This window comes from Ensifer soli, from assembly GCF_041928815.1.
Taxonomy (GTDB): domain Bacteria; phylum Pseudomonadota; class Alphaproteobacteria; order Rhizobiales; family Rhizobiaceae; genus JBHFEI01.
In genome coordinates, this window is record NZ_JBHFEI010000026.1 from 1 (window position 1) to 20,181 (window position 20,181).

General features: G+C 65.1%; 14 protein-coding genes. 11 read left to right on the forward strand and 3 right to left on the reverse strand.

The annotated features are described in order from the left end of the window. Positions 1-758: 758 nt before the first annotated feature. Positions 759-1,559: an abortive infection family protein gene (locus ACEVQ6_RS22235; protein ID WP_374891239.1), complete on the reverse strand. Its 801-nt coding sequence runs from the start codon at positions 1,557-1,559 to the stop codon at positions 759-761. A 447-nt stretch (positions 1,560-2,006) separates the two neighbouring features. Here ACEVQ6_RS22235 and ACEVQ6_RS22240 point away from each other — a divergent pair, with 447 nt between their 5' ends. From ACEVQ6_RS22240 to ACEVQ6_RS22250, 3 genes are read left to right on the forward strand one after another with little or no spacing between them, the layout of a single operon-like run. Beyond that, complete coding sequence (locus tag ACEVQ6_RS22240; RefSeq protein ID WP_374891240.1) at positions 2,007-2,351, forward strand: cupin domain-containing protein; 345 nt, start codon at positions 2,007-2,009, stop codon at positions 2,349-2,351. 57 nt (positions 2,352-2,408) lie between these two features. Further along, complete coding sequence (locus ACEVQ6_RS22245) at positions 2,409-2,804, forward strand: MarR family winged helix-turn-helix transcriptional regulator (protein WP_374891254.1); 396 nt, start codon at positions 2,409-2,411, stop codon at positions 2,802-2,804. Positions 2,805-2,863: 59 nt separating this feature from the next. Beyond that, a complete protein-coding gene (locus tag ACEVQ6_RS22250; RefSeq protein WP_374891241.1) occupies positions 2,864-4,159 on the forward strand; it encodes an MFS transporter in 1,296 nt (431 codons plus the stop codon). A gap of 6 nt (positions 4,160-4,165) precedes the next feature. Here the strand turns inward: ACEVQ6_RS22250 and ACEVQ6_RS22255 are convergent, their stop codons facing one another. Beyond that, positions 4,166-5,413 (reverse strand): cytochrome P450, encoded by a 1,248-nt coding sequence (locus tag ACEVQ6_RS22255; protein ID WP_374891242.1) that lies wholly within the window; start codon positions 5,411-5,413, stop codon positions 4,166-4,168. A 217-nt stretch (positions 5,414-5,630) separates the two neighbouring features. Between ACEVQ6_RS22255 and ACEVQ6_RS22260 the strand changes: the two genes are divergently transcribed. From ACEVQ6_RS22260 to ACEVQ6_RS22285, 6 genes are all read left to right on the forward strand, one after another. After that, complete coding sequence (locus ACEVQ6_RS22260; protein ID WP_374891255.1) at positions 5,631-6,413, forward strand: endonuclease/exonuclease/phosphatase family protein; 783 nt, start codon at positions 5,631-5,633, stop codon at positions 6,411-6,413. A gap of 119 nt (positions 6,414-6,532) precedes the next feature. Beyond that, entirely contained in the window at positions 6,533-7,159 is a 627-nt protein-coding gene (clpP, locus tag ACEVQ6_RS22265; protein WP_374891243.1) for an ATP-dependent Clp endopeptidase proteolytic subunit ClpP, read from the forward strand. A gap of 312 nt (positions 7,160-7,471) precedes the next feature. Beyond that, complete coding sequence (gene clpX / locus ACEVQ6_RS22270) at positions 7,472-8,749, forward strand: ATP-dependent Clp protease ATP-binding subunit ClpX (RefSeq protein WP_374891244.1); 1,278 nt, start codon at positions 7,472-7,474, stop codon at positions 8,747-8,749. A 384-nt stretch (positions 8,750-9,133) separates the two neighbouring features. Further along, on the forward strand, positions 9,134-11,548 hold the full coding sequence (lon, locus tag ACEVQ6_RS22275; protein ID WP_374891245.1) for an endopeptidase La: 2,415 nt from the start codon (positions 9,134-9,136) through the stop codon (positions 11,546-11,548). Positions 11,549-11,746: 198 nt separating this feature from the next. After that, positions 11,747-12,019: a DNA-binding protein HupB gene (gene hupB / locus ACEVQ6_RS22280; RefSeq protein WP_374891246.1), complete on the forward strand. Its 273-nt coding sequence runs from the start codon at positions 11,747-11,749 to the stop codon at positions 12,017-12,019. Between the two features lie 255 nt (positions 12,020-12,274). After that, complete coding sequence (locus tag ACEVQ6_RS22285; protein ID WP_374891247.1) at positions 12,275-14,467, forward strand: esterase-like activity of phytase family protein; 2,193 nt, start codon at positions 12,275-12,277, stop codon at positions 14,465-14,467. Between the two features lie 80 nt (positions 14,468-14,547). Here the strand turns inward: ACEVQ6_RS22285 and ACEVQ6_RS22290 are convergent, their stop codons facing one another. After that, a complete protein-coding gene (locus ACEVQ6_RS22290; protein ID WP_374891256.1) occupies positions 14,548-15,018 on the reverse strand; it encodes a MarR family winged helix-turn-helix transcriptional regulator in 471 nt (156 codons plus the stop codon). Between the two features lie 222 nt (positions 15,019-15,240). Between ACEVQ6_RS22290 and ACEVQ6_RS22295 the strand changes: the two genes are divergently transcribed. Both ACEVQ6_RS22295 and ACEVQ6_RS22300 read left to right on the forward strand, forming a co-directional pair. Continuing rightward, positions 15,241-16,509, forward strand: a complete 1,269-nt coding sequence (locus ACEVQ6_RS22295) for a metallophosphoesterase family protein (protein ID WP_374891248.1) — start codon at positions 15,241-15,243, stop codon at positions 16,507-16,509. Next, positions 16,509-19,982, forward strand: coding sequence for an AAA family ATPase (locus ACEVQ6_RS22300; RefSeq protein WP_374891249.1), 3,474 nt, complete (start codon positions 16,509-16,511; stop codon positions 19,980-19,982). Before ACEVQ6_RS22295 ends, ACEVQ6_RS22300 begins: the two co-directional genes overlap by 1 nt. Positions 19,983-20,181 lie beyond the last annotated feature (199 nt).

Here is a 20,181-nt window from a genome sequence, read left to right on the forward strand (position 1 = left end):
TCACCAGGACCAGTGAATCAGACAAGCCCGACCGCGTGAATCATCAATCCGACTCCGCGTTCATCGAAGACGCTCTAGACTTGCCGACGCCCCACGTACCGTAGACCCCAAGGGAAATCGGCAACATGGTATCGTCGGATACCAGATCGCAGATCATCTCCGAGACCTCGGAATAATTCAGGTAGTCTACCTTGCTTTCACTGTCCGCCCACATGATTCCCTCGCCTTTGATCTTCAAAGTCTGGGTTCGGAAATTCCAGTGGTCAAGGAAGACCGGCGACCTTTCTAATGCAACGTGTGGATTATTCAGGAGACGTCATGCACGCATTCAGGATGAGGCGGTCCGCCCGGGAATTCTGTGAATGCGTCGTACGCTCTGACCCGCGTGCCAGGCGGCAAAAACAGCTATACTTCAAGGCGAGATCGATTCGAGCCATCGCGTCGCCTCACGAATCCTGCCGATCTCGTTTTCTGTGTTGACGTCGTTTACTATCAATGACTTAGCGTGGTTTGAAAAGCGTTTGCGATAAAGCCCCTGAGTTTGAAAGACGTTGGCTACAAAACAGAAAAGGGTAGGCTACACTATCTGCCGTAAGCCATTGAAATCGCTGAGCCGCCTTTAAAGAGGTAGGCGACAGAGATCATACAGGTCAGTGATAGTCGCTCTCGTAGGGGGCGAGTGATCAGCCGGGCTATCCTGAGATATGCGAAACTCAAAACGTGATGAGGACGCTAGATTAGATAGTCGATCGCCAATCTCAGTCTTCAAACGCACGGCCATCCACCGACTTTATGAATCGGAGAATGGCCGTGACGCTGTCGAAAATAAATCGAGCTTCGTCAGGGTCTACCAAGTCGGGATTGTCATGGGCTAGCGATTTATTATTGCGTAAGTCATTCATCGATTCGAAGACGCTGATTGAGCTCTTGATGATTCGCTCAGACATCTGCGTGAGATTTCGTTGAGTTCCTAAAAGCTTGACGTATCTGCCGACGCGGGAATGTAGGGGGTCATCGTGTCCGCATTCTCCGCCACCATGCTTCCGCACCAAGGATGCAAAGCGCTTCATGCAATAGGTATGAAGGCGATCTAGTGCGGCGTGCGGCTTCTTCGCATCAAGGTCTCTCCGTATAGAAGCGACGAGCTCGTCGAGCGTTTCGCTTGGTTCAAAGGTTTCGAATGCCGAGGTGTCAATGTCCTGACTTACGCCTTCGAAGCGTCCAACCGTGATAAAATAACTTCCCTGAATGGCTGGTTCATCCGCAACCGATCCTGACGACCCGTTACTACTTCTATAGTCCCAGAGTTCCCTGAGTAGTCTGGCAACCACAGGCGCTGGAGCTCGCTCGATAAATGATCTGAGCCGCTTTGCTTTCGACGTTCCACGACCGTTGAAATAACGGCTTTCGACTTCGGGGTCTATTTTGAGGGCGTCGTAAAAGAACTCGTTGACCGTCTTGTCGGAGAAATCCAGGACGTAACCACTATCCATGCCAAGGGCTTTTTCGAATTTTTCGCGCTCAGCGCGTGGTATTAGCTGCTCGTAGGTTTTTGACATCTGTTCCCAAATAAAGTCGGCGTCCTGATTTTGCCTCGACCGCGTCGGGTCAAGGCAGGCCGAGTCTACCAGACATCAACGTAACGGGAAAAGCTTGACTTGGGCCGGCGAGTCACATGGGCTCCAAATATGTTGTTCCCGGACGCTTACGATTGATCGCTCGATATTGATGCTCAAAGCAAGTCGGCTACAACATATAGCGCATATTGATGGTTCGTGAAAAGGTTGCAAACCTGTCATCGCTTTTGTGATGTTGGCTGGTAAGCGGTGCCTGGGTATGCGATGGATGTGCCATTCGAACAAGCGGAAGTGGCGAAAAAACCTCAATGTTTTCAAGCCGCCACTGAACCAGATATCTGATGAACCACATCTGATTCCCGAGACGGACCGGAGGCAAGGGAGGCGGTCCTTTCGGACCGTCTCTTCGGACATGCAAAGGATCAGGGCATGAGCACGACACGTCGTTTCGATCTTTCGGCCGTCGTTCCCGAGGAGGGCGCGCCGGCGCCGGACCGGCTGATCTCCGGGAACCCGCGCTTCACCACCTGGAACGTCGAGGAGGCCGAGGGGGGGCTCTATGCCGGCGTCTGGCAGGCCACACCCGGCGCGTGGCGCATCGTCTATGAGGAATGGGAGTATTTCCATATCCTCGAAGGCCATTCGATCCTGACCGAGGACGGTGGCGCGCCGATCCATCTGCGCGCCGGCGACAGTCTCGTCGTGCGGCCCGGCTTTAAAGGCACATGGGAAGTGGTGGAGACGACGCGCAAGGACTATGTCATCCGCCTCTGACGTGCCGCTGGAGGGAGAGCACTTGCGGTGTGGCTATTGCGGGTATATACCCGCGTCATGACCTCCTGCTACTGCATTCTCCTGCGCAAGGCCGGACGGCGGCTGACGGCGCGCTACGACGCGGCGCTGAAGCCGTTCGGCATCACTGTCGCCCAGTTCAGCCATCTGAGGCATGTCGGGCGCTCCGAACCCGTGTCGCTGACGGTGCTCGCCGACCGGCTCGACCTCGACCGTTCAACCGTCGGCCGCAACAGCAAGGTGCTGGAGCGCATGGGGTTGCTGAACGTCGGCCCGGGCGAGGACCAGCGTGAGCAGGTGCTGACGCTGACGCGTGACGGACGCGAAATGCTGGTGCGCGCCGCGCCGGCCTGGGACGCGGCGCAGGCCGAGGTCGGCGAACGTCTCGGCACCGAGGGCAGGGCGAAGCTCGCCGAGATCCTCGCCTTGATGTGATCAGTTTTTGTTCCGTTGCGGGCATATGCCCGTAAAACCTCCGTTTCGAAAGAGCCCCGATGCTTTCCCTCCCCCTTTCCTCCTGGCTCAAGGCCCGCGGCATCCATTATGGCTGGGCCGTGCTCGCCACGACCTTTCTCACCATGCTGGCAACGGCGGGGGCCATGGGATCGGCCGGCGTGCTGATCGAGCCGCTGCGCGCCGAGTTCGGCTGGACGACCTCCGAGATCTCGACCGCGATGGCGATCCGGCTGGCGCTGTTCGGTCTGTTCGGACCTTTCGCCGCCGCCTTCATGAACCATTTCGGCATCCGCGCCGTGGTGATGACGGCGCTCGCCATGATCGCCGGCGGCATCGTCCTGTCGCTGGCGATGACCGAACTTTGGCAGCTGGTGCTGCTCTGGGGCGTCGTCATCGGCATCGGCACCGGCATGACCGCGCTCGTCCTCGGCGCGACCGTGGCGACGCGCTGGTTTTCCGCGCGGCGTGGCCTCGTCGTCGGCCTGCTGACGGCGAGCAACGCCACCGGCCAGCTCGTCTTCCTGCCGATGCTGGCGAGCCTTTCGGAGGGCTTTGGCTGGCGTGCGGCGATGGTGGTGGTCGTCGCCATCATCCTTGCGGCGATGCTGCTGGTGCTGATGCTGATGCGCGACCATCCGGCGGATATGGGGCTTGCGCCTTACGGCGGGGCCGGGATCGTGCCGGCGCCGAAGCGCGACCGGCGTCTGACGGAACTCCTCGTCGCGCCGCTTTCGGCGCTGCGCGAGGCGAGCGGCAGCAAGGTGTTCTGGATCCTGTTCTTCACCTTCTTCGTCTGCGGCCTCAGCACCAACGGCCTGATCCAGACCCACTGGATCTCGATCTGCGGCGATTTCGGCATCGCCGCCGTCGGCGCGGCGAGCATGCTGGCGCTGATCGGCGCCTTCGATTTCATCGGCACGATCGCGTCTGGCTGGCTGTCGGACCGCTACGACAATCGCTGGCTGCTGTTCTGGTTCTACGGGCTTCGCGGCCTGTCGCTGATCTTCCTGTCGCTCTCCGGCTTCGATCTTTACCAATTGTCGATCTTCGCCGTCTTCTACGGGCTCGACTGGGTGGCGACCGTGCCGCCGACCGTCAAGCTGTCGGCGGAGCATTTCGGCCGCGAAAAGGCCAACATCACCTTCGGCTGGATCTTCGCCGGCCACCAGCTCGGCGCCGCGACCGCCGCCTTCGGCTCCGGCTGGATCCGCACCGACTACGACACCTACATGCCCGCGCTCTATATCGCCGGGGTGATGTGCGTCATCGCCGCCCTGTCGGTGCTTGCCGTCTCGCGCCGCCGGGATGGCATGCCGGTCGGCCAGCCGGCCTGAGACCCCTTACCAGGCAAGATCCAGCTGTTCGAGGCCGTGGAAATGGAAGCTGTCGCGCACTTTTGGCGCGGCGGCGAGCCGCAGCCGGGGGAGGCGTTCGAAGAGGACAGGTAGGGCGATCTGCAGTTCCAGCCGGGCGAGCGGCGCGCCGATGCAGAAATGCAGTCCGGCGCCGAAGGACAGATGCGCGCCTTCGTCCCGCTCCGGCCGGAAGGCGAGGGGATCGCGGAACTTTCGCGGGTCGACATTGGCGGCGGCGAGCAGCAGGCCGATGCGCTCGCCCTTCTTCAGCCGGACGCCGCCGTCAAGCTCGACGTCGGAAAGGGCATACCGCTGGAACACGTGCAGCGGCGCGGCATGGCGCAGGCATTCCTCCACGGTCCGTTCCGTCGCCGCCGCGTCGGCGAAGAGGCGGGCGGGATCGAGGCCCGAGGCGAGGATCACGTTCACCGCATTGCCGATCTGGTGCACGGTCGCCTCGTGGCCGGCATTGAGCAGCAGCACCGCGGTGGAGATCAGCTCGTCCTCGCTCAGCCGGTCGCCGTTCTCCTGCGCGGCGATCATCAGGCTGATCAGGTCGTCGCCGGGCGCCCGCCGCTTCTCGGCGACGACCGAGCGCAGGTAGCGGGCAAACTCGGCCGCGGCGGCGTTGGCGTCGTGCTCGGTGTCGGGCGAGGGGTTGAACATGTACATCTTCACCATGCGGTGCGACCAGTCGAGCAGGCTCGGCCCCATCGCCTCCGGCACGCCCAGCATGCGGGCAATGACGGTGACCGGGATGATCTCCGCATAGGCGCTGAGGAGCTCGACGCAACCGTCGGCGGAAAAACCGTCGATGAGGGTGTTGGCAAGGCCGGCGATCTCCGGCCTCAGGCGCTCGATGTGGCGCGAGACGAAGGCGCGGTTGACGAGCGTGCGCAGCCGCGTATGGGCGGGCGGCTCCAGTTCGAGGAGCGAATGCGCCTCCAGCGCGTCGAAATCGGCGAGATGCGGTTTCGGTTCCGGCAGGCCGAGCTCCTCGCGCGTCGCCACATGCAGGACCTGCCGGCCGAAGCGGCGGTCGCGCAGAAGCGCGTTCACCTCGTCGTATCCCGCGACGTACCATTGCCGCTGCTCCTTCCAGAAGAAGGACGGGGCAGCGGCATGAAGGGCGGCATAGGCGCCGTGAGGCGCGGCGAAGAAGGCGGGATCGCGCGTGTCGAGGCTGACGCGGCGAGTGGCGGCGTCGATCGTCATCAGCGGAGGGGCGGTCATGCAATGGAACTCCTCGGGTCGGATGCCCGTTCTTTCGTGTCAGGCGGCAGCCGGGCTGTCCCGCACTATGGCGACGGCCGCTGCGTCCGCAAGCCTTGCCATCGCGAGCGCGCGGGACTAGGCAGGGACGGAGAGAGGGTATGGGAACGGCAATGCCATGACGGTTCTCGAGGACGACAAGAAGGACCGCGACGATGGTGCAGCTGCCGTCAGCCGGATGCCGGAAGCGCGCGTCGTTCCGCCGCCGCCGTCACCGGGCCTGACCATCGCCTCCTACAATGTCCACAAATGCGTCGGCCTCGACAAGCGCTTCGATCCGGCCCGGATCGCCGCGGTAATCGGCGAGGTCGATGCCGACATCGTCGCACTTCAGGAGGCCGACCAGCGCTTCGGCGAACGCGCCGGCCTGCTCGACCTCGATCGCCTGCGCCGCGATTTCGGGCTCGTCCAGGCGCCGATCGTGCCGCGCACCGCACGCGGCCATGGCTGGCACGGCAACCTGATCCTCGTGCGAGAGGGCGTCGTCAACAGGGTCCAGCAGATGTCGTTGCCGGGGGTCGAGCCGCGCGGGGCCGTGCTCGCCGATGTCGAACTCGCCGGCGTGCGGCTCAGGGTGGTCGCCGCCCATCTCGGCCTGCTGCGCCATTCCCGTACCCTCCAGGCGCGCGCGATCCTGACCATGCTCGGTGCGCAGGACGAGGTTCTGCCGACCGTGCTCCTCGGCGATCTCAACGAATGGCGCAAGGGTCGGCGATCGTCGCTGAGCGTGTTCACCTCCGTCTTCGACCATCCCCATCCGCCGGTCGCGAGCTTTCCCGCGCGCCGCCCGATCTTCGCGCTCGACCGGGTCATGGGCAACACGCCCGGCCTCGTCGCCACCGTCGAGGTCCACGACACGCCGCTTTCGCGCGTCGCTTCCGATCACCTGCCGGTCAAGGCCCGTCTCGACCTGTCGGCGGCAACCGGTTCCGGTCAGTCCCGCGCAGCCCCGGCGCATTAACGTTATCGGAGCGCCACGACTTGAAGTCGGGCATATTGACACTCTATGTAGAACGGACGGCACGACAGATGATTCCCGGCAGGCGAGGGGCTCCCCTGCCCGAATGACGAAGGTTTGATATGAGAAATCCGGTTGATACCGCCATGGCGCTGGTGCCGATGGTCGTCGAGCAGACCAATCGCGGCGAGCGGTCCTACGACATCTATTCGCGCCTGTTGAAGGAACGCATCATCTTCCTCACCGGCCCGGTCGAAGATCACATGGCGACGCTAATCTGCGCCCAGTTGCTCTTCCTCGAAGCGGAAAACCCGAAGAAGGAAATCGCCCTCTACATCAATTCGCCGGGCGGCGTCGTCACCGCCGGCATGGCGATCTACGACACGATGCAGTTCATCAAGCCGGCGGTCTCGACGCTGTGCATCGGCCAGGCCGCATCGATGGGCTCGCTGCTGCTCGCCGCCGGCCACAAGGACATGCGCTTCACCACGCCGAACTCGCGCATCATGGTCCACCAGCCGTCCGGCGGATTCCAGGGACAGGCGTCCGACATCGAGCGTCACGCCCGCGATATCCTGAAAATGAAGCGCCGGCTGAACGAAGTCTACGTCAAGCACACCGGCCGGACCTATGAAGAGGTTGAACAGACGCTCGACCGTGACCATTTCATGACGGCGGAAGAGGCGCGCGACTGGGGCGTGATCGACAGGGTGATCACCTCGCGCGAGGCGATGGAAGGCGGCCAGTAGGCCCGGTTCAAGCTTTTGTGCGCCGACCGATGCATTTGTGACACAATTGTAACGACGTTTGGGGTTTATCGGCCTGCCAAACCCGCTACACTTGGCCGTTAAGGCGATGTTGAAGTTTGACGCCTTAGCATTCCACGTCGGGTGGGAGATTCGTTGCGGCCGGCTCCAGGCGCTTCCCTTCAGAGGCATCCAGCCGGTCTGTACTCCCGAAGGTCTTGCGCTTGGCGGGGTCGCGCCGGTGCGGCAAGGCTCAGGTGACTGGTCCGCGCGGGCCGTTTCGGCGGCAGGGCGGTGAGCAGGAAGGAAAGTGATATGAGCAAGGTCAGCGGCAGCAACGGCGGCGACTCGAAGAATACCCTCTACTGCTCCTTCTGCGGCAAGAGCCAGCACGAGGTCCGCAAGCTGATTGCCGGACCGACGGTGTTCATCTGCGATGAATGCGTCGAATTGTGCATGGACATCATCCGCGAGGAGAACAAGACCTCGATGGTCAAGTCGCGCGACGGGGTTCCGACGCCGCAGGAGATCATTAAGGTCCTCGATGAATACGTCATCGGCCAGCAGCAGGCCAAGCGCATCCTCTCGGTCGCGGTCCACAACCACTACAAGCGGCTCGCCCATGCGGCGAAGAGCTCCGACGTGGAACTCGCGAAATCGAACATCATGCTGGTCGGACCGACCGGCTGCGGCAAGACCTATCTCGCCCAGACGCTCGCCCGCATCATCGACGTGCCCTTCACCATGGCCGACGCGACGACGCTGACGGAAGCAGGCTATGTCGGCGAGGACGTCGAGAACATCATCCTGAAGCTCCTTCAGGCCGCCGACTACAATGTCGAGCGCGCCCAGCGCGGCATCGTCTATATCGACGAGGTCGACAAGATCTCGCGCAAGTCCGACAATCCGTCGATCACCCGCGACGTCTCGGGCGAGGGCGTGCAGCAGGCGCTGCTGAAGATCATGGAAGGCACGGTCGCCTCCGTGCCGCCGCAGGGCGGCCGCAAGCATCCGCAGCAGGAGTTCCTGCAGGTGGACACGACCAACATCCTGTTCATCTGCGGCGGGGCCTTTGCCGGCCTCGACAAGATCATCTCCGCCCGCGGCGAGAAGACCTCGATCGGCTTTGCCGCCGCCGTGCGCGCGCCGGAAGACCGTCGCGTCGGCGAGGTGCTGCGCGAACTCGAGCCGGAGGATCTGGTGAAGTTCGGCCTGATCCCGGAATTCATCGGCCGTCTGCCGGTTCTCGCGACGCTCGAGGACCTCGACGAGGACGCGCTGATCCAGATCCTATCGGAGCCGAAGAACGCGCTGATCAAGCAGTACCAGCGCCTGTTCGAGATGGAGGACGTGGAACTGACCTTCCACGAGGACGCGCTGCGCGAGATCGCCCGCAAGGCGATCGTGCGCAAGACCGGCGCGCGCGGCCTGCGCTCGATCATGGAGAAGATCCTGCTCGACACGATGTTCGAACTGCCGACGCTGAACGGGGTGCGCGAGGTCGTCATCTCCGACGAGGTCGTCAAGGGCTCGGCCCGGCCGCTCTACATCTATTCCGAGCGCGCCGAGGAGAAGGCGAACGTCTCGGCCTGAGATCCGGCGATCGTTCCGGATGAGATTGGAAGCGCCGGTCGTTGCCGGCGCTTTTTTCTTGGCCGGCGACCGGAAGCACCCAGGAATGCTCCGGGTCCCGGCGTGGCGCTTAACGTCTTCCACGTTGCATTGCGCGCCGTTCGGCGCGATGATGGCCAACGCTTCGCCGCTTTGCCGACATCCGGTCTCCAGTTTTGCGTGGCAAGGTCCACGACAGCCATCGTCCCTACCCTTGAGCCTCGTGCGCAGGGCGCCTGCGGTTCGGACGAAGCCTTGAAATTGCGCGATGCACACGCCACCTTGCAGTGGAAGAAATGATAGCCGGCACATCGTCCCAAGCGGTGACCGGTAACGGCCCCGGAAACGGGACGGAAAGGACATGACATGACCACCAAGACCCCTGCGACGGGCGAGAGCGCGACCTATCCGGTCCTGCCGCTGCGCGACATCGTGGTTTTCCCGCACATGATCGTGCCGCTCTTCGTCGGACGCGAGAAGTCGATTCGCGCGCTCGAGGAGGTGATGGGCACCGACAAGCAGATCATGCTCGCCACCCAGATCAATGCCGGCGACGATGATCCGGAGCCCTCCGCCATCTATCAGATCGGCACGGTCGCCAATGTCCTGCAACTTTTGAAACTGCCGGACGGCACGGTCAAGGTGCTGGTCGAAGGCCGCGCCCGCGCGGAGATCGACGGCTACACCCGCCGCGAGGAGTTCTACGAGGCGCTCGCCCACACGCTGGTCGAGCCGGCCGAGGATCCGGTGGAGATCGAGGCGCTGAGCCGGTCGGTCGTCTCCGAGTTCGAAAGCTACGTCAAGCTCAACAAGAAGATCTCGCCCGAGGTCGTCGGCGCCGCGAGCCAGATCGAGGATTACTCGAAGCTCGCCGACACCGTCGCGTCGCATCTGTCGATCAAGATCGTCGAGAAGCAGGAAATGCTCGAGACGACGAGCGTCAAGGCGCGTCTTGAAAAGGCCCTCGGCTTCATGGAAGGCGAGATCTCGGTGCTGCAGGTCGAAAAGCGCATCCGCTCGCGCGTCAAGCGCCAGATGGAGAAGACGCAGCGCGAGTACTATCTTAACGAGCAGATGAAGGCGATCCAGAAGGAGCTCGGCGACGGCGAGGACGGCCGCGACGAGATGGCAGAGCTGGAAGAGCGCATCGCCAAGACCAAGCTCTCGAAGGAGGGCCGCGAGAAGGCCGAGGCCGAGATCAAGAAGCTCAGGCAGATGAGCCCGATGTCGGCGGAAGCCACCGTCGTGCGCAACTATCTCGACTGGCTGCTCGGCATCCCGTGGGCCAAGCGCTCGCGCATCAAGACGGATCTCAACCATGCCGAATCCGTGCTCGACGCCGATCACTTCGGCCTCGACAAGGTGAAGGAACGCATCGTCGAATATCTTGCCGTGCAGGCGCGCTCGCAGAAGATCAAGGGGCCGATCCTGTGCCTCGTCGGCCCTCCGGGCGTCGGCAAGACCTCGCTCGCCAAGTCGATCGCCAAGGCGACGGGTCGTGAGTATGTCCGCATGGCGCTCGGCGGCGTGCGCGACGAGGCGGAGATCCGCGGCCATCGCCGCACCTATATCGGCTCGATGCCCGGCAAGGTCATCCAGTCGATGAAGAAGGCGAAGAAGTCGAACCCGCTCTTCCTGCTCGACGAGATCGACAAGATGGGCCAGGACTTCCGCGGCGATCCGTCGTCCGCGCTGCTCGAGGTGCTGGACCCGGAACAGAACAGCACGTTCATGGACCACTATCTGGAGGTCGAGTACGACCTTTCGGACGTGATGTTCATTACCACGGCGAACACGCTGAACATTCCGCCGGCGCTGATGGACCGCATGGAGGTCATCCGCATCGCGGGCTATACCGAGCAGGAGAAGCTCGAGATCGCCCGTCGCCACCTGCTGCCGAAGGCGATCCGCGACCATGCGCTGCAGCCGGCCGAATTCTCGGTGACCGACGGGGCGCTGATGGCGGTGATCCAGAACTACACGCGGGAAGCCGGCGTGCGCAGCTTCGAGCGCGAGCTGATGAAGCTCGCCCGCAAGGCGGTGACGGAGATCCTGAAGGGCAAGACCAAGACCGTCGAGGTGACGGCCGACAACATCAGCGACTATCTGGGCGTGCCGCGCTTCCGCCACGGCGAGGCGGAGCGTGTCGATCAGGTCGGCGTGGTGACGGGTCTTGCCTGGACCGAGGTCGGCGGCGAGCTGTTGACCATCGAGGGCGTGATGATGCCTGGCAAGGGCCGCATGACGGTCACCGGCAACCTGAAGGACGTGATGAAGGAATCGATTTCGGCGGCGGCCTCCTATGTCCGCTCGCGCGCCGTCGATTTCGGCATCGAGCCGCCGCTCTTCGACAAGAGCGACATCCACGTCCACGTTCCGGAAGGGGCGACGCCGAAGGACGGTCCGTCCGCCGGCATTGCCATGGCGACAGCCATCGTCTCGATCATGACCGGCATTCCGGTCAACAAGGACGTGGCGATGACCGGCGAGGTGACGCTGCGCGGCCGGGTGCTGCCGATAGGCGGCCTGAAGGAGAAGCTGCTCGCAGCACTTCGCGGCGGCATCAAGAAGGTGCTGATCCCGGAGGAAAACGCCAAGGATCTGGCGGACATTCCGGACAACGTGAAGAACGCGATGGAGATCGTCCCGGTCTCTCGGATGGGAGAGGTGCTGGAACACGCTCTGATCCGCCAGCCGGTGGCGATCGAGTGGGATCCGTCCCGCCAGCCGGTCCTTACGCCCGTCGACGGCGACGAGGCGGGAGCGGCGGTCGCCCATTGACGGCAGCGGGTTCGCCCGTCCTGTTTGCGACAAAATCGGAAAGACCGGCGGATCGCCGGTCTTTTTTTCTGTAAAACACCCGTCAATGCCTTGCTTTCCGGCACATTCGGCGCAATTGGCTTTCGCAAGCCCGATGCCGGACCCAACCGCTTCGGGCTTCGATCGATTGTCGTTCCAACCATAGGAAAGGGTGGAAACATGAACAAGAATGAGCTCGTGTCGGCCGTAGCCGAGAAGGCGGGACTGTCCAAGGCGGACGCCGCCTCCGCGGTCGACGCCGTTTTCGAGACCATCCAGTCGGAACTGAAGGACGGCGGCGATGTCCGCCTCGTCGGCTTTGGCAACTTTTCCGTCAGCCGCCGCGAAGCCTCGAAGGGCCGCAATCCCTCGACCGGCGCGGAAGTCGACATCCCCGCGCGCAACGTGCCGAAGTTCTCGGCCGGCAAGGGGCTTCGGGATTCGGTGAACTGATCCACCGCCACCGGGCGTCATGCCCATGAAGACTGCTCGGGGCCCGGCATTGCCGGGCCTCTTTTCGTCTCTGGCTCTCCCAGCCGGATTGCCTCGGTGCCGGACGATAAGGCGACTGCAAGAGGCGGCGCCTCGACGGCGATCCGGGGACACCGGAAATGTGGAGGGCATCGCCGAACCGGACCCTTCCTGTCACGCGCCTGTAACATCGGCCCAGCAAAAGCGCGTCATTATGCAGGTCTCAAGGAGGGTTTCATGAAGACGATTTTGCTGACGGTCGCACTTGCGGCCGTTCTCGCCACCTCGACCGCGCTGTCGGCCCGGGCCGAGCCGGTGTTCAATCGCGTCGCATCCTTCGCCGTCGCCGACAATCTTCCCGACGGAGCCGACAAGGCCTCCGTCACCTCGTCGGAAATCATCGCCGCCACCGCCGACGGCACCACGCTCGTCTATTCCGACAGCCCGCTGAAGGCGATCGGCTTCATCGACATCACCGACGCCCGCGTCCCGAAGGCCGGCGGCATCGTCGCTCTCGACGGCGAGCCGACCTCGGTCGCCATCGCGGGCGGCAAGGTGCTGGCCGCCGTCAATACCAGCGAGAGCAAGGCGAGCCCGTCCGGCTTCCTCGCCACCATCGATATCGCGGGCAGGACGATCGATAGCCGCTGCGAACTCGGCGGCCAGCCGGATTCGGTGTCCGTCAACACGGACGGCACGCTCGCCGCCATCGCGATCGAGAACGAGCGCGACGAGGAGGTCAATGACGGCGCGATCCCGCAGATGCCGGCCGGCGACCTGGTGATCGTCGCGCTGAAGGACGGCGCCGCCGACTGCGCCTCGATCCGCCATGTGGCGCTGACGGGCCTCGCCGACATCGCCGGCGAGGATCCCGAGCCCGAATTCGTCTCCTTCAACGGCAAGGATGAGATCGCGCTGACGCTGCAGGAGAACAACCACATCGTCATCATCGACGGCAAGACGGCGATGGTGACGGCGCATTTCTCCGCCGGTACCGTCGACCTTGACGGCATCGACACGAAGCGGGACGGAAAGCTCGCCTTCACCGACAGTCAGAAGGGCCGCAAGCGCGAGCCGGACGCCGTCAAGTGGCTCGATGACGACCGCATCGTCACCGCCAACGAGGGCGACTGGGAAGGCGGCTCGCGCGGCTTCACGATTTTCGACAAGGCCGGCAAGGTGCTCTACGAATCCGGCGCATCGCTGGAGCGGGCGATCGCCGCCATCGGCCACTATCCGGAAAAGCGGTCGACGGCCAAGGGTGTGGAACCGGAAGGGCTGGAGGTCGCCCGGTTCGGCGACGACACGCTGATTTTCGTCCTTACCGAACGCGCCTCGATCGTCGGCGTCTACAGGGACACGGGTGGCGAACCCGAACTGCTGCAGCTGCTGCCGTCGGGCATCTCGCCGGAAGGCGCGGTCGCCATTCCCGGCCGCAACCTGCTCGCCACCGCCAACGAGGCGGACCTCATCGAGGACGGCGGCGCCCGCTCGCATGTGATGCTCTACGAGCGCGCCGAGGGTGTGGCCGCCTATCCGATGATCCGGTCGAGCGACAAGGACGGCCAGCCGATCGGCTTCGGCGCCCTGTCCGGCCTCGTCGCCACCGGCGAGCCGGGCAGGCTGCTCGCCGTCAACGACTCGGTCTATTCCTCGCAGCCGACGATCTTCTCGATCGACGCGACGCAGACCCCGGCGCTGATCACCGATGCGCTGGCGATCACCCGCGACGGCGCGCCGGCGCAGAAGCTCGACATCGAGGGCATCGCGCTCGACGGCGAGGGCGGCTACTGGCTGGCGTCGGAAGGCAATGCCGACAAGCTCTACGCCCATGCCATCCTGCATGTGAACAAGAAGGGCGAGATCAAGAAGGAGATCGCCATCCCCGCGGAGCTGCGCGCCGGCGAAACCCGCTTCGGCTTCGAGGGCATCGCCTCGGTCGGCGAGGGCGACGACACGGTGCTGTGGATGGCCGTGCAGCGCGAATGGAAGGACGACGGCAAGGGCTTCACCAAGCTCCTCTCCTACAAGCCTTCGACGGAGGAATGGAGCGCCGTCGCCTATCCGCTGGAGAAGACGGAAAGCGGCTGGGTCGGTCTTTCCGAACTGACCGTTCATGGCGACTACGCCTATGTGATCGAGCGCGACAACTTGATCGGCGACGCCGCGGCACTGAAGAGGCTCTACCGCATCAGGCTCGCCGACCTGAAGCCGGCGGCGCTCGGCGCGACGCTGCCCGTCGTCGCCAAGGAGGAGGTCCGTGACCTGATCCCCGACCTGAAGGCGACCGGCGGCTATGTGGTCGACAAGGTCGAGGGGTTTGCCATCGATGCCGCCGGCACCGGCTATGTCGTCACCGACAATGACGGCGTCGACGGCTCGTCGGGTGAAACCCTGTTCTTCAAGGTCGGCAGCGTCGACGCCATGTAAGGCCTCGACATCGTCGCGTAAAAAAAGGCCGGAGCGGTGACGCTCCGGCCTTTTTCATGGCGGTGAAGGGAGGGTGAATGCTATTCCGCCGCAAGTTCGGCCGCGGCGGCGTCCTGCTTGCGCCGGCGGATCTCGTCGGTCTTTTCCACCAGGCGGCTGACGATCTCGTACATCTGGTCGAGCTGTTCGTCGGTGAGCGCGGAAAAGATCTCCTCGATCAACTGCTTCTTCGGGTTCTCCGCCGCTTCCAGCATCGACTGGCCGAATTCGGTGATCGACACGATCTTGGCGCGGCGATCCTCCGGGTCCGGCCGGCGGACGACCAGCTTGTCGCGTTCCAGCCCGTCGATCGCCTCCGTCACCGTGCGCGGCGCGAAATTCAGCGCGCAGGCGATATCGGTCGACCGACAGGGCCCTAGCTTCGACAGGAAAAACAGGAACTTGCTGCGTGCGAGCGAAACACCTTCCTCCGTCATCGTCTCGTTCACCAGCCGGTGAACGCGATGGTAGAGCTCAAAGAGCTTGTCGGAGACATCGAATGTTTTTTTCATAGCATTCATATGGATATTGTGAGGGGCCATGTCAAATGGCCAGCAATCACGCTGCGGATGCAAGTGTTTTCTGCCGTGAGCGCGGTTTTTGCTGCGATTGGTTGCTGTCTGTGGCGCGATGGTCAGCGTTCGAGGAGAGCCTGCCCGGAAAATGCGGGATAACCGGGAATGGCGCCGCGCCTGCCATTGACGGGCTTCCTCGCCGGTGTCCATGGTCGCCGGATGCCGTTCCGCTTCGTCCACACCGCCGATCTGCATCTGGATTCGCCGCTTCGCAGTCTTGCCCTCAAGGATCCCGAGCTCGCGCGGCTGTTGCGCGGCGCCACCCGCACGGCGCTCAGCCGCATCGTCGATCTCTGCCTCGAGGAAAGCGTCGACGCGCTGCTGATCGCCGGCGATCTCTATGACGGCAGCCAGACGTCGATGAACACCGCACTGTTTCTTTCGGGCGAACTGCGCCGGCTGGATGCGGCGGGGATCCGCGTCTTCATCATCCGCGGCAACCACGATGCGCAGGCGCTGATGACGCGCGAGCTGACCCTGCCGGCCTCCACCCATGTCTTCGCCGGCCGGGCGAAGGCGATCGAGGCGGGCGCGCTCGGCGACGGCCGTCCGGTGTTCATCCACGGCATCAGCTTCGCCCAGCCGCAGGCGCCGGAAAGCCTGCTGCCGCATTATCATCCACCGAGGCCGGAGGCGATCAATATCGGCATGCTGCACACCAGCCTTGCCGGTGGCGAGGGGCATGATCCCTATGCGCCCTGCAGCCTCGCCGATCTCGGCCGCCACGGTTTCGACTACTGGGCGCTCGGCCACGTTCACCGGCGCATGGTCCATGCGCAAAACCCCTTCGTCGTCATGCCGGGCATTCCGCAGGGCCGCGACATCAACGAGTCCGGAACGAAATCGGTGACGCTCGTCACGATCGGTGACGACGGCAGGCTCGCCCTTGAAGAGCGTCCCGTCGGCATGGCGGCCTTCGAGCGCCTGACCGTCGATCTCTCCGGCCTGCAGGCCTGGCCGGAGATGCTCGACGCGACGGCTGCCGCGATCGCCGGCGTGAAGCGCGCCGCGACGGCCGATCACCTCATCCTGCGCCTCGTGCTCACCGGCGCCACCGGCCTCGACTGGCGGCTGCGCCGCGACGCCGATCTCGTCACCGGCGAAATCGCCAACCTCTGCGCGGCGGCCGGGGGCGTGTGGATCGAGGGCGTGGTGATCGAGACCGCCGCGCCGCGCGTCGCGGCCGCGACGTCGGCCGATCCTCTCATCGAGCTCGAGTCCCTCGTCGCCGCCGAGGTTCTGCCGTCCGAAGCCTTTCAGGACGAGGTCCTCGCGATGGCGCGGGAGCTGATGCTGCAACTGCCGCCGGAGGCACGCGCGCTGCTGGAGAGCGAGGAGGGAGCGGCCGGCCGACTTGCCGCCCGATCCGCCGGGCAGGGGAGTGCCGCCCTTCTCGCCGTGCTGCGCAGCGAGGAGGCGAGCGGCTGATGCGTTTCGACCGGATCGACCTCACCCGCTACGGCAAGTTCACCGACCATAGCCTCGATCTCGGCCTCGCCGAAGAGGGAAGGCCGGACCTCCATGTCGTCTATGGACCGAACGAGGCTGGCAAGTCGACATTGCTCTCCGGGCTGCTCGACCTGATGTTCGGCATCGAGCAGAAGAGCCGCTACGGCTTCCTGCACAGCTATCCGGCGATGCGGATCGGCGCCCGCGTCACGATCGGCGGCCTCCGGCAGGATGTCTCCCGCCTGAAGCGGCGGCTGAACAGCCTCGTCGATGCCGAGGACCGGCCGTTGCCGGACGCCTTCTTCTCCGCGGCGCTCGGCGGCATCGACCGTGCCACCTATCAGGCGATGTTCTCGCTCGATGACGAAAGCATCGAGCGCGGCGGCGAGGCGATCCTGCGCAGCGAGGGCGAACTCGGCAGCCTGCTGTTTTCCGCAAGCTCCGGCCTGCCGGAGACGTCTTCGATCCTCTCGGCCCGCAAGGCGGCGGCCGACGCCTTCTTCAAGCCGCAGGGCCGCAAGCATCGGCTGGCGGAACTAAGGGCCGAACTCGACGCGCTGAAGAGCGAGAAGGCGGCCGTCGACCTTCATGCCCGCGACTATGCCGCGCTGCGCAAGGCCTGCGATGCCGCCGCCGTGCGGCACGAGGCCGTCCTCGGCGACCTCGCCGACCTGAGGCTCAGCCGCGACCGGACGGAGGCGCTGCGTGCCGGCCTGCCGCTGATGGAGCGGCTGCGCGACCTGCGCGCGCGCCTTGCGGAAGAGCCGCCGGCGCCGGAGATCGGCGACGACTGGCATCGGCGGCTGCCGGAGATCGCGCGTCGCGACACGGAACTGGCGACACGGGCAAACCGCCTTGACGAGGAGATCGCCGCCTTCGAGGCCGAGCGTGCCTCCGTCTCCATCGATAAGGAAGTGCTCGCCGTCGCCGACCGCGTGGCGCGGCTTGGCGAAACCAGCCTCGAATCGCGCTACCGGACCGCCACGCTGGATCTTCCTGTCCGTGTCGACGAGCGCCAGCGGCTTTTTGCCGAGGCCGAGCGTCTTGCGGCTGCGATCGACGCGCCCGGCGATGCGGATCCGCTGTCGCTGCTGTTGCCGCCGGCGGCGGTGGCGCGCCTGGAAGCGCTCGCGCGGCAGGTGGGCGGACTGACCGAACGGTTGCAGTCCGCCATCGCCGAGGCGGAAAAGGCGACGGACGGCCTTCGGCTCGCGGAAGCGGCGCGGGCGCGTATCGCCGTGCCGGAGGCCGGCGAAGCCGACCTCGCCCGTCTTCTTGTCCGTATCCAGATCCTGCGCCAGGACGACAGTCTGATGCGTGCCCGCGGCGCCGAGCGGCAGGTGATGACGCTGGAAAGCCGGCTGGCGGACCAGATAGCCGGGCTCTTTCCCTTCGAAGGGTCCGCGGAGGCGCTCGGGCGGCGTGCGGCTCCTGCGGCCGACGAGATCGCCGCGTGGAAACGCGATCGGGAGCGGCTTCAGCAGGAGCGCCAGGCGCTCGATGTGCGGCTGCACGAGGAAGAGGCGCGGATTGCGGCGCTGAAGGCGCGGGCCGGCGTGCTCGCGGCGGAGCCGGGCCTTGTCGACGACACGTCCGCCGCAACGCTGCGCCGGGCGCGCGAGGAGGCATGGCAGGCGCATCGCGAGACGCTTGACACCGGCACGGCCGCGCGCTTCGAGCGGGCGCTGCGCGACGACGACGCGGCCGTCGCCGCCCGCCTCGGCAGCGCCGCGCGTCTCGCCGAGCTGCGCGAGCTCGCGGCCTCGTCCGCCGAGGCGGAAGCCCGGCATGGGCGCCTTCGCGAGCGCCACGCGGCCTGCGATGCCGCCCTGCTGGCGATCGAGGAGACGGTCGCCGCTGCGGCGCAGCGCTGCGGCCTGCCGGCGGATACGGGCCTCACGCGTCTCGAGGACTGGCTCGCGCGGCGCGCGCGCGCGCTCGAGGCGCAGGCGACCCTCGCCGAGGCGCGGGGCGCGCTGGCGCTTGCCCGTACCGACGAAGCGCGCGCGCTCGGGACGCTTGTCGATGACCTCCTGGCGGTCGATCCCGCATGCCAGTGCCCCCCGAGGCTCGATGCCGCCCTTTCCCTCGCCGAGGAGATGGCGGGCCGGCTCCGGGCCGAAAGGACGGCGGTGGAGGCCGCCGACGATGCCGTGCGCAAGGCCGGCGACGAGGAGGCTCTGCGCCGCGCCGCCGTCGAGCGCGCCCGGGCCGGTCTTGACGACTGGAAGCAGTCCTGGTCCGCCTGTCTCGCCGACACCTGGCTCGGGGCGCAGGACACGCTGCCGGAACCCGAGGCCATCGGCGCGATCTTCTCTGTGCTCAGGAACATCGAGCGGATCGGGCAGGCGCTCTCCGACCGCGATCACCGCATCGCCAGCATGCGCAGCGACATCCGCCAGTTCGACGCCGAGATGCAGCATCTGGAGGGGCTCGCCGGCAGCGCCGCCTCCGGCGGCAACGTCGAGGACAGGCTCGCGGCGGTGCGCGAGCGCCTGCGGCAGGCGGAGGACCGTGACGCCCTCCATCGACGGCTGACCAGGGAACTGGATGCGCGGATGGCCGAGCGGCGCGGCCTTGCCGCGGAGCAGGCGGATCACGCGCGGGTGAAGGCCGAGCTCTTCGGTCTCCTCGGCTGCACGACGATCGGCGAGGCCGAGATCCTTCTCGACCGCGCCCGGCGCCAGCAGGCGCTGCGCATCCGCATCGCCGACACCGAGAGCGACCTCTGCCGGATGCTCGACGTCGCGACGGCCGACATGGCCGAAGCGCGGCTTGCCGCCGTCGATGCCGGGAGCCTTGCCGGCGAGCTCTCCCTCCTCATGGCCCGCCTCGGGGAGGCGGAGCACGAGGCCGCCGAACTCGCCGCCGACCATCGCGGCAAGGAACGGGCCCTGCGGGAGGCCGGTGGCGACGACAGGGCCGCCCATATCGAGGAGCGGCGGCGCACCCTCGTCGAGGACATCGCCGACCAGGCGCAGCGCTATCTCGCCGAACGCGCCGGCATTCTCGCGCTGGAAAGGGGCCTGCAACTCTATCGCGAGCGCCACCGCAGCGCCATGATGCGCAAAGCCTCGGAAGCCTTCTCGCTGATCAGCGGCGGCGAATATGCCGGGCTTTCCGTGCTGCCGGAGGGCGACAGGGATATTCTGGTCGCCATGCCCGCGCTCGGCGGTTCGCGGCTGATCACGGAACTCTCCAAGGGAACCCGTTTCCAGCTCTACCTCGCCCTGCGCGTCGCGGGTTATCACGAGATCGCCGCCAGCCGCGAAGCCGTGCCCTTCATCGCCGACGACATCATGGAAACCTTCGACGACGGGCGCGCCTTCCACGCCTTCCGCCTGATGGCGGCGATGGCCGGGCGGGGCCAGGTGGTCTACCTCACGCACCATGCCCATCTCTGCGACATCGCAACGTCCGCCTGCCCGGATGTGCAGATCCATCGCCTTTAAGCATCCGGCGGACCATCGACTATCAAATTCTCTCTCAGGTTGCATTTCCAGTAAATTATAAAAAATACTGAATGTCGCGAGGGCTTTCTTCTCCGACATCCCCGTTTAAGACGGATTTAATATTTGAAATCGTCATAAATAGCGAGAAATAGGGCGGCGCGGCGGCCTGCATTTTCATTCTTCGTTAAGTTTGTTGTTG

Excerpts from the sequence above, each read along its gene's own strand:
- ACEVQ6_RS22235 (WP_374891239.1), bottom strand. The coding sequence starts at position 1,559 with ATGTCAAAAACCTACGAGCAGCTAATACCACGCGCTGAGCGCGAAAAA.
- ACEVQ6_RS22240 (WP_374891240.1), top strand. The coding sequence starts at position 2,007 with ATGAGCACGACACGTCGTTTCGATCTTTCGGCCGTCGTTCCCGAGGAG.
- ACEVQ6_RS22245 (WP_374891254.1), top strand. The coding sequence starts at position 2,409 with ATGACCTCCTGCTACTGCATTCTCCTGCGCAAGGCCGGACGGCGGCTG.
- ACEVQ6_RS22250 (WP_374891241.1), top strand. The coding sequence starts at position 2,864 with ATGCTTTCCCTCCCCCTTTCCTCCTGGCTCAAGGCCCGCGGCATCCAT.
- ACEVQ6_RS22255 (WP_374891242.1), bottom strand. The coding sequence starts at position 5,413 with ATGACCGCCCCTCCGCTGATGACGATCGACGCCGCCACTCGCCGCGTC.
- ACEVQ6_RS22260 (WP_374891255.1), top strand. The coding sequence starts at position 5,631 with ATGCCGGAAGCGCGCGTCGTTCCGCCGCCGCCGTCACCGGGCCTGACC.
- clpP (WP_374891243.1), top strand. The coding sequence starts at position 6,533 with ATGAGAAATCCGGTTGATACCGCCATGGCGCTGGTGCCGATGGTCGTC.
- clpX (WP_374891244.1), top strand. The coding sequence starts at position 7,472 with ATGAGCAAGGTCAGCGGCAGCAACGGCGGCGACTCGAAGAATACCCTC.
- lon (WP_374891245.1), top strand. The coding sequence starts at position 9,134 with ATGACCACCAAGACCCCTGCGACGGGCGAGAGCGCGACCTATCCGGTC.
- hupB (WP_374891246.1), top strand. The coding sequence starts at position 11,747 with ATGAACAAGAATGAGCTCGTGTCGGCCGTAGCCGAGAAGGCGGGACTG.
- ACEVQ6_RS22285 (WP_374891247.1), top strand. The coding sequence starts at position 12,275 with ATGAAGACGATTTTGCTGACGGTCGCACTTGCGGCCGTTCTCGCCACC.
- ACEVQ6_RS22290 (WP_374891256.1), bottom strand. The coding sequence starts at position 15,018 with ATGAAAAAAACATTCGATGTCTCCGACAAGCTCTTTGAGCTCTACCAT.
- ACEVQ6_RS22295 (WP_374891248.1), top strand. The coding sequence starts at position 15,241 with ATGCCGTTCCGCTTCGTCCACACCGCCGATCTGCATCTGGATTCGCCG.
- ACEVQ6_RS22300 (WP_374891249.1), top strand. The coding sequence starts at position 16,509 with ATGCGTTTCGACCGGATCGACCTCACCCGCTACGGCAAGTTCACCGAC.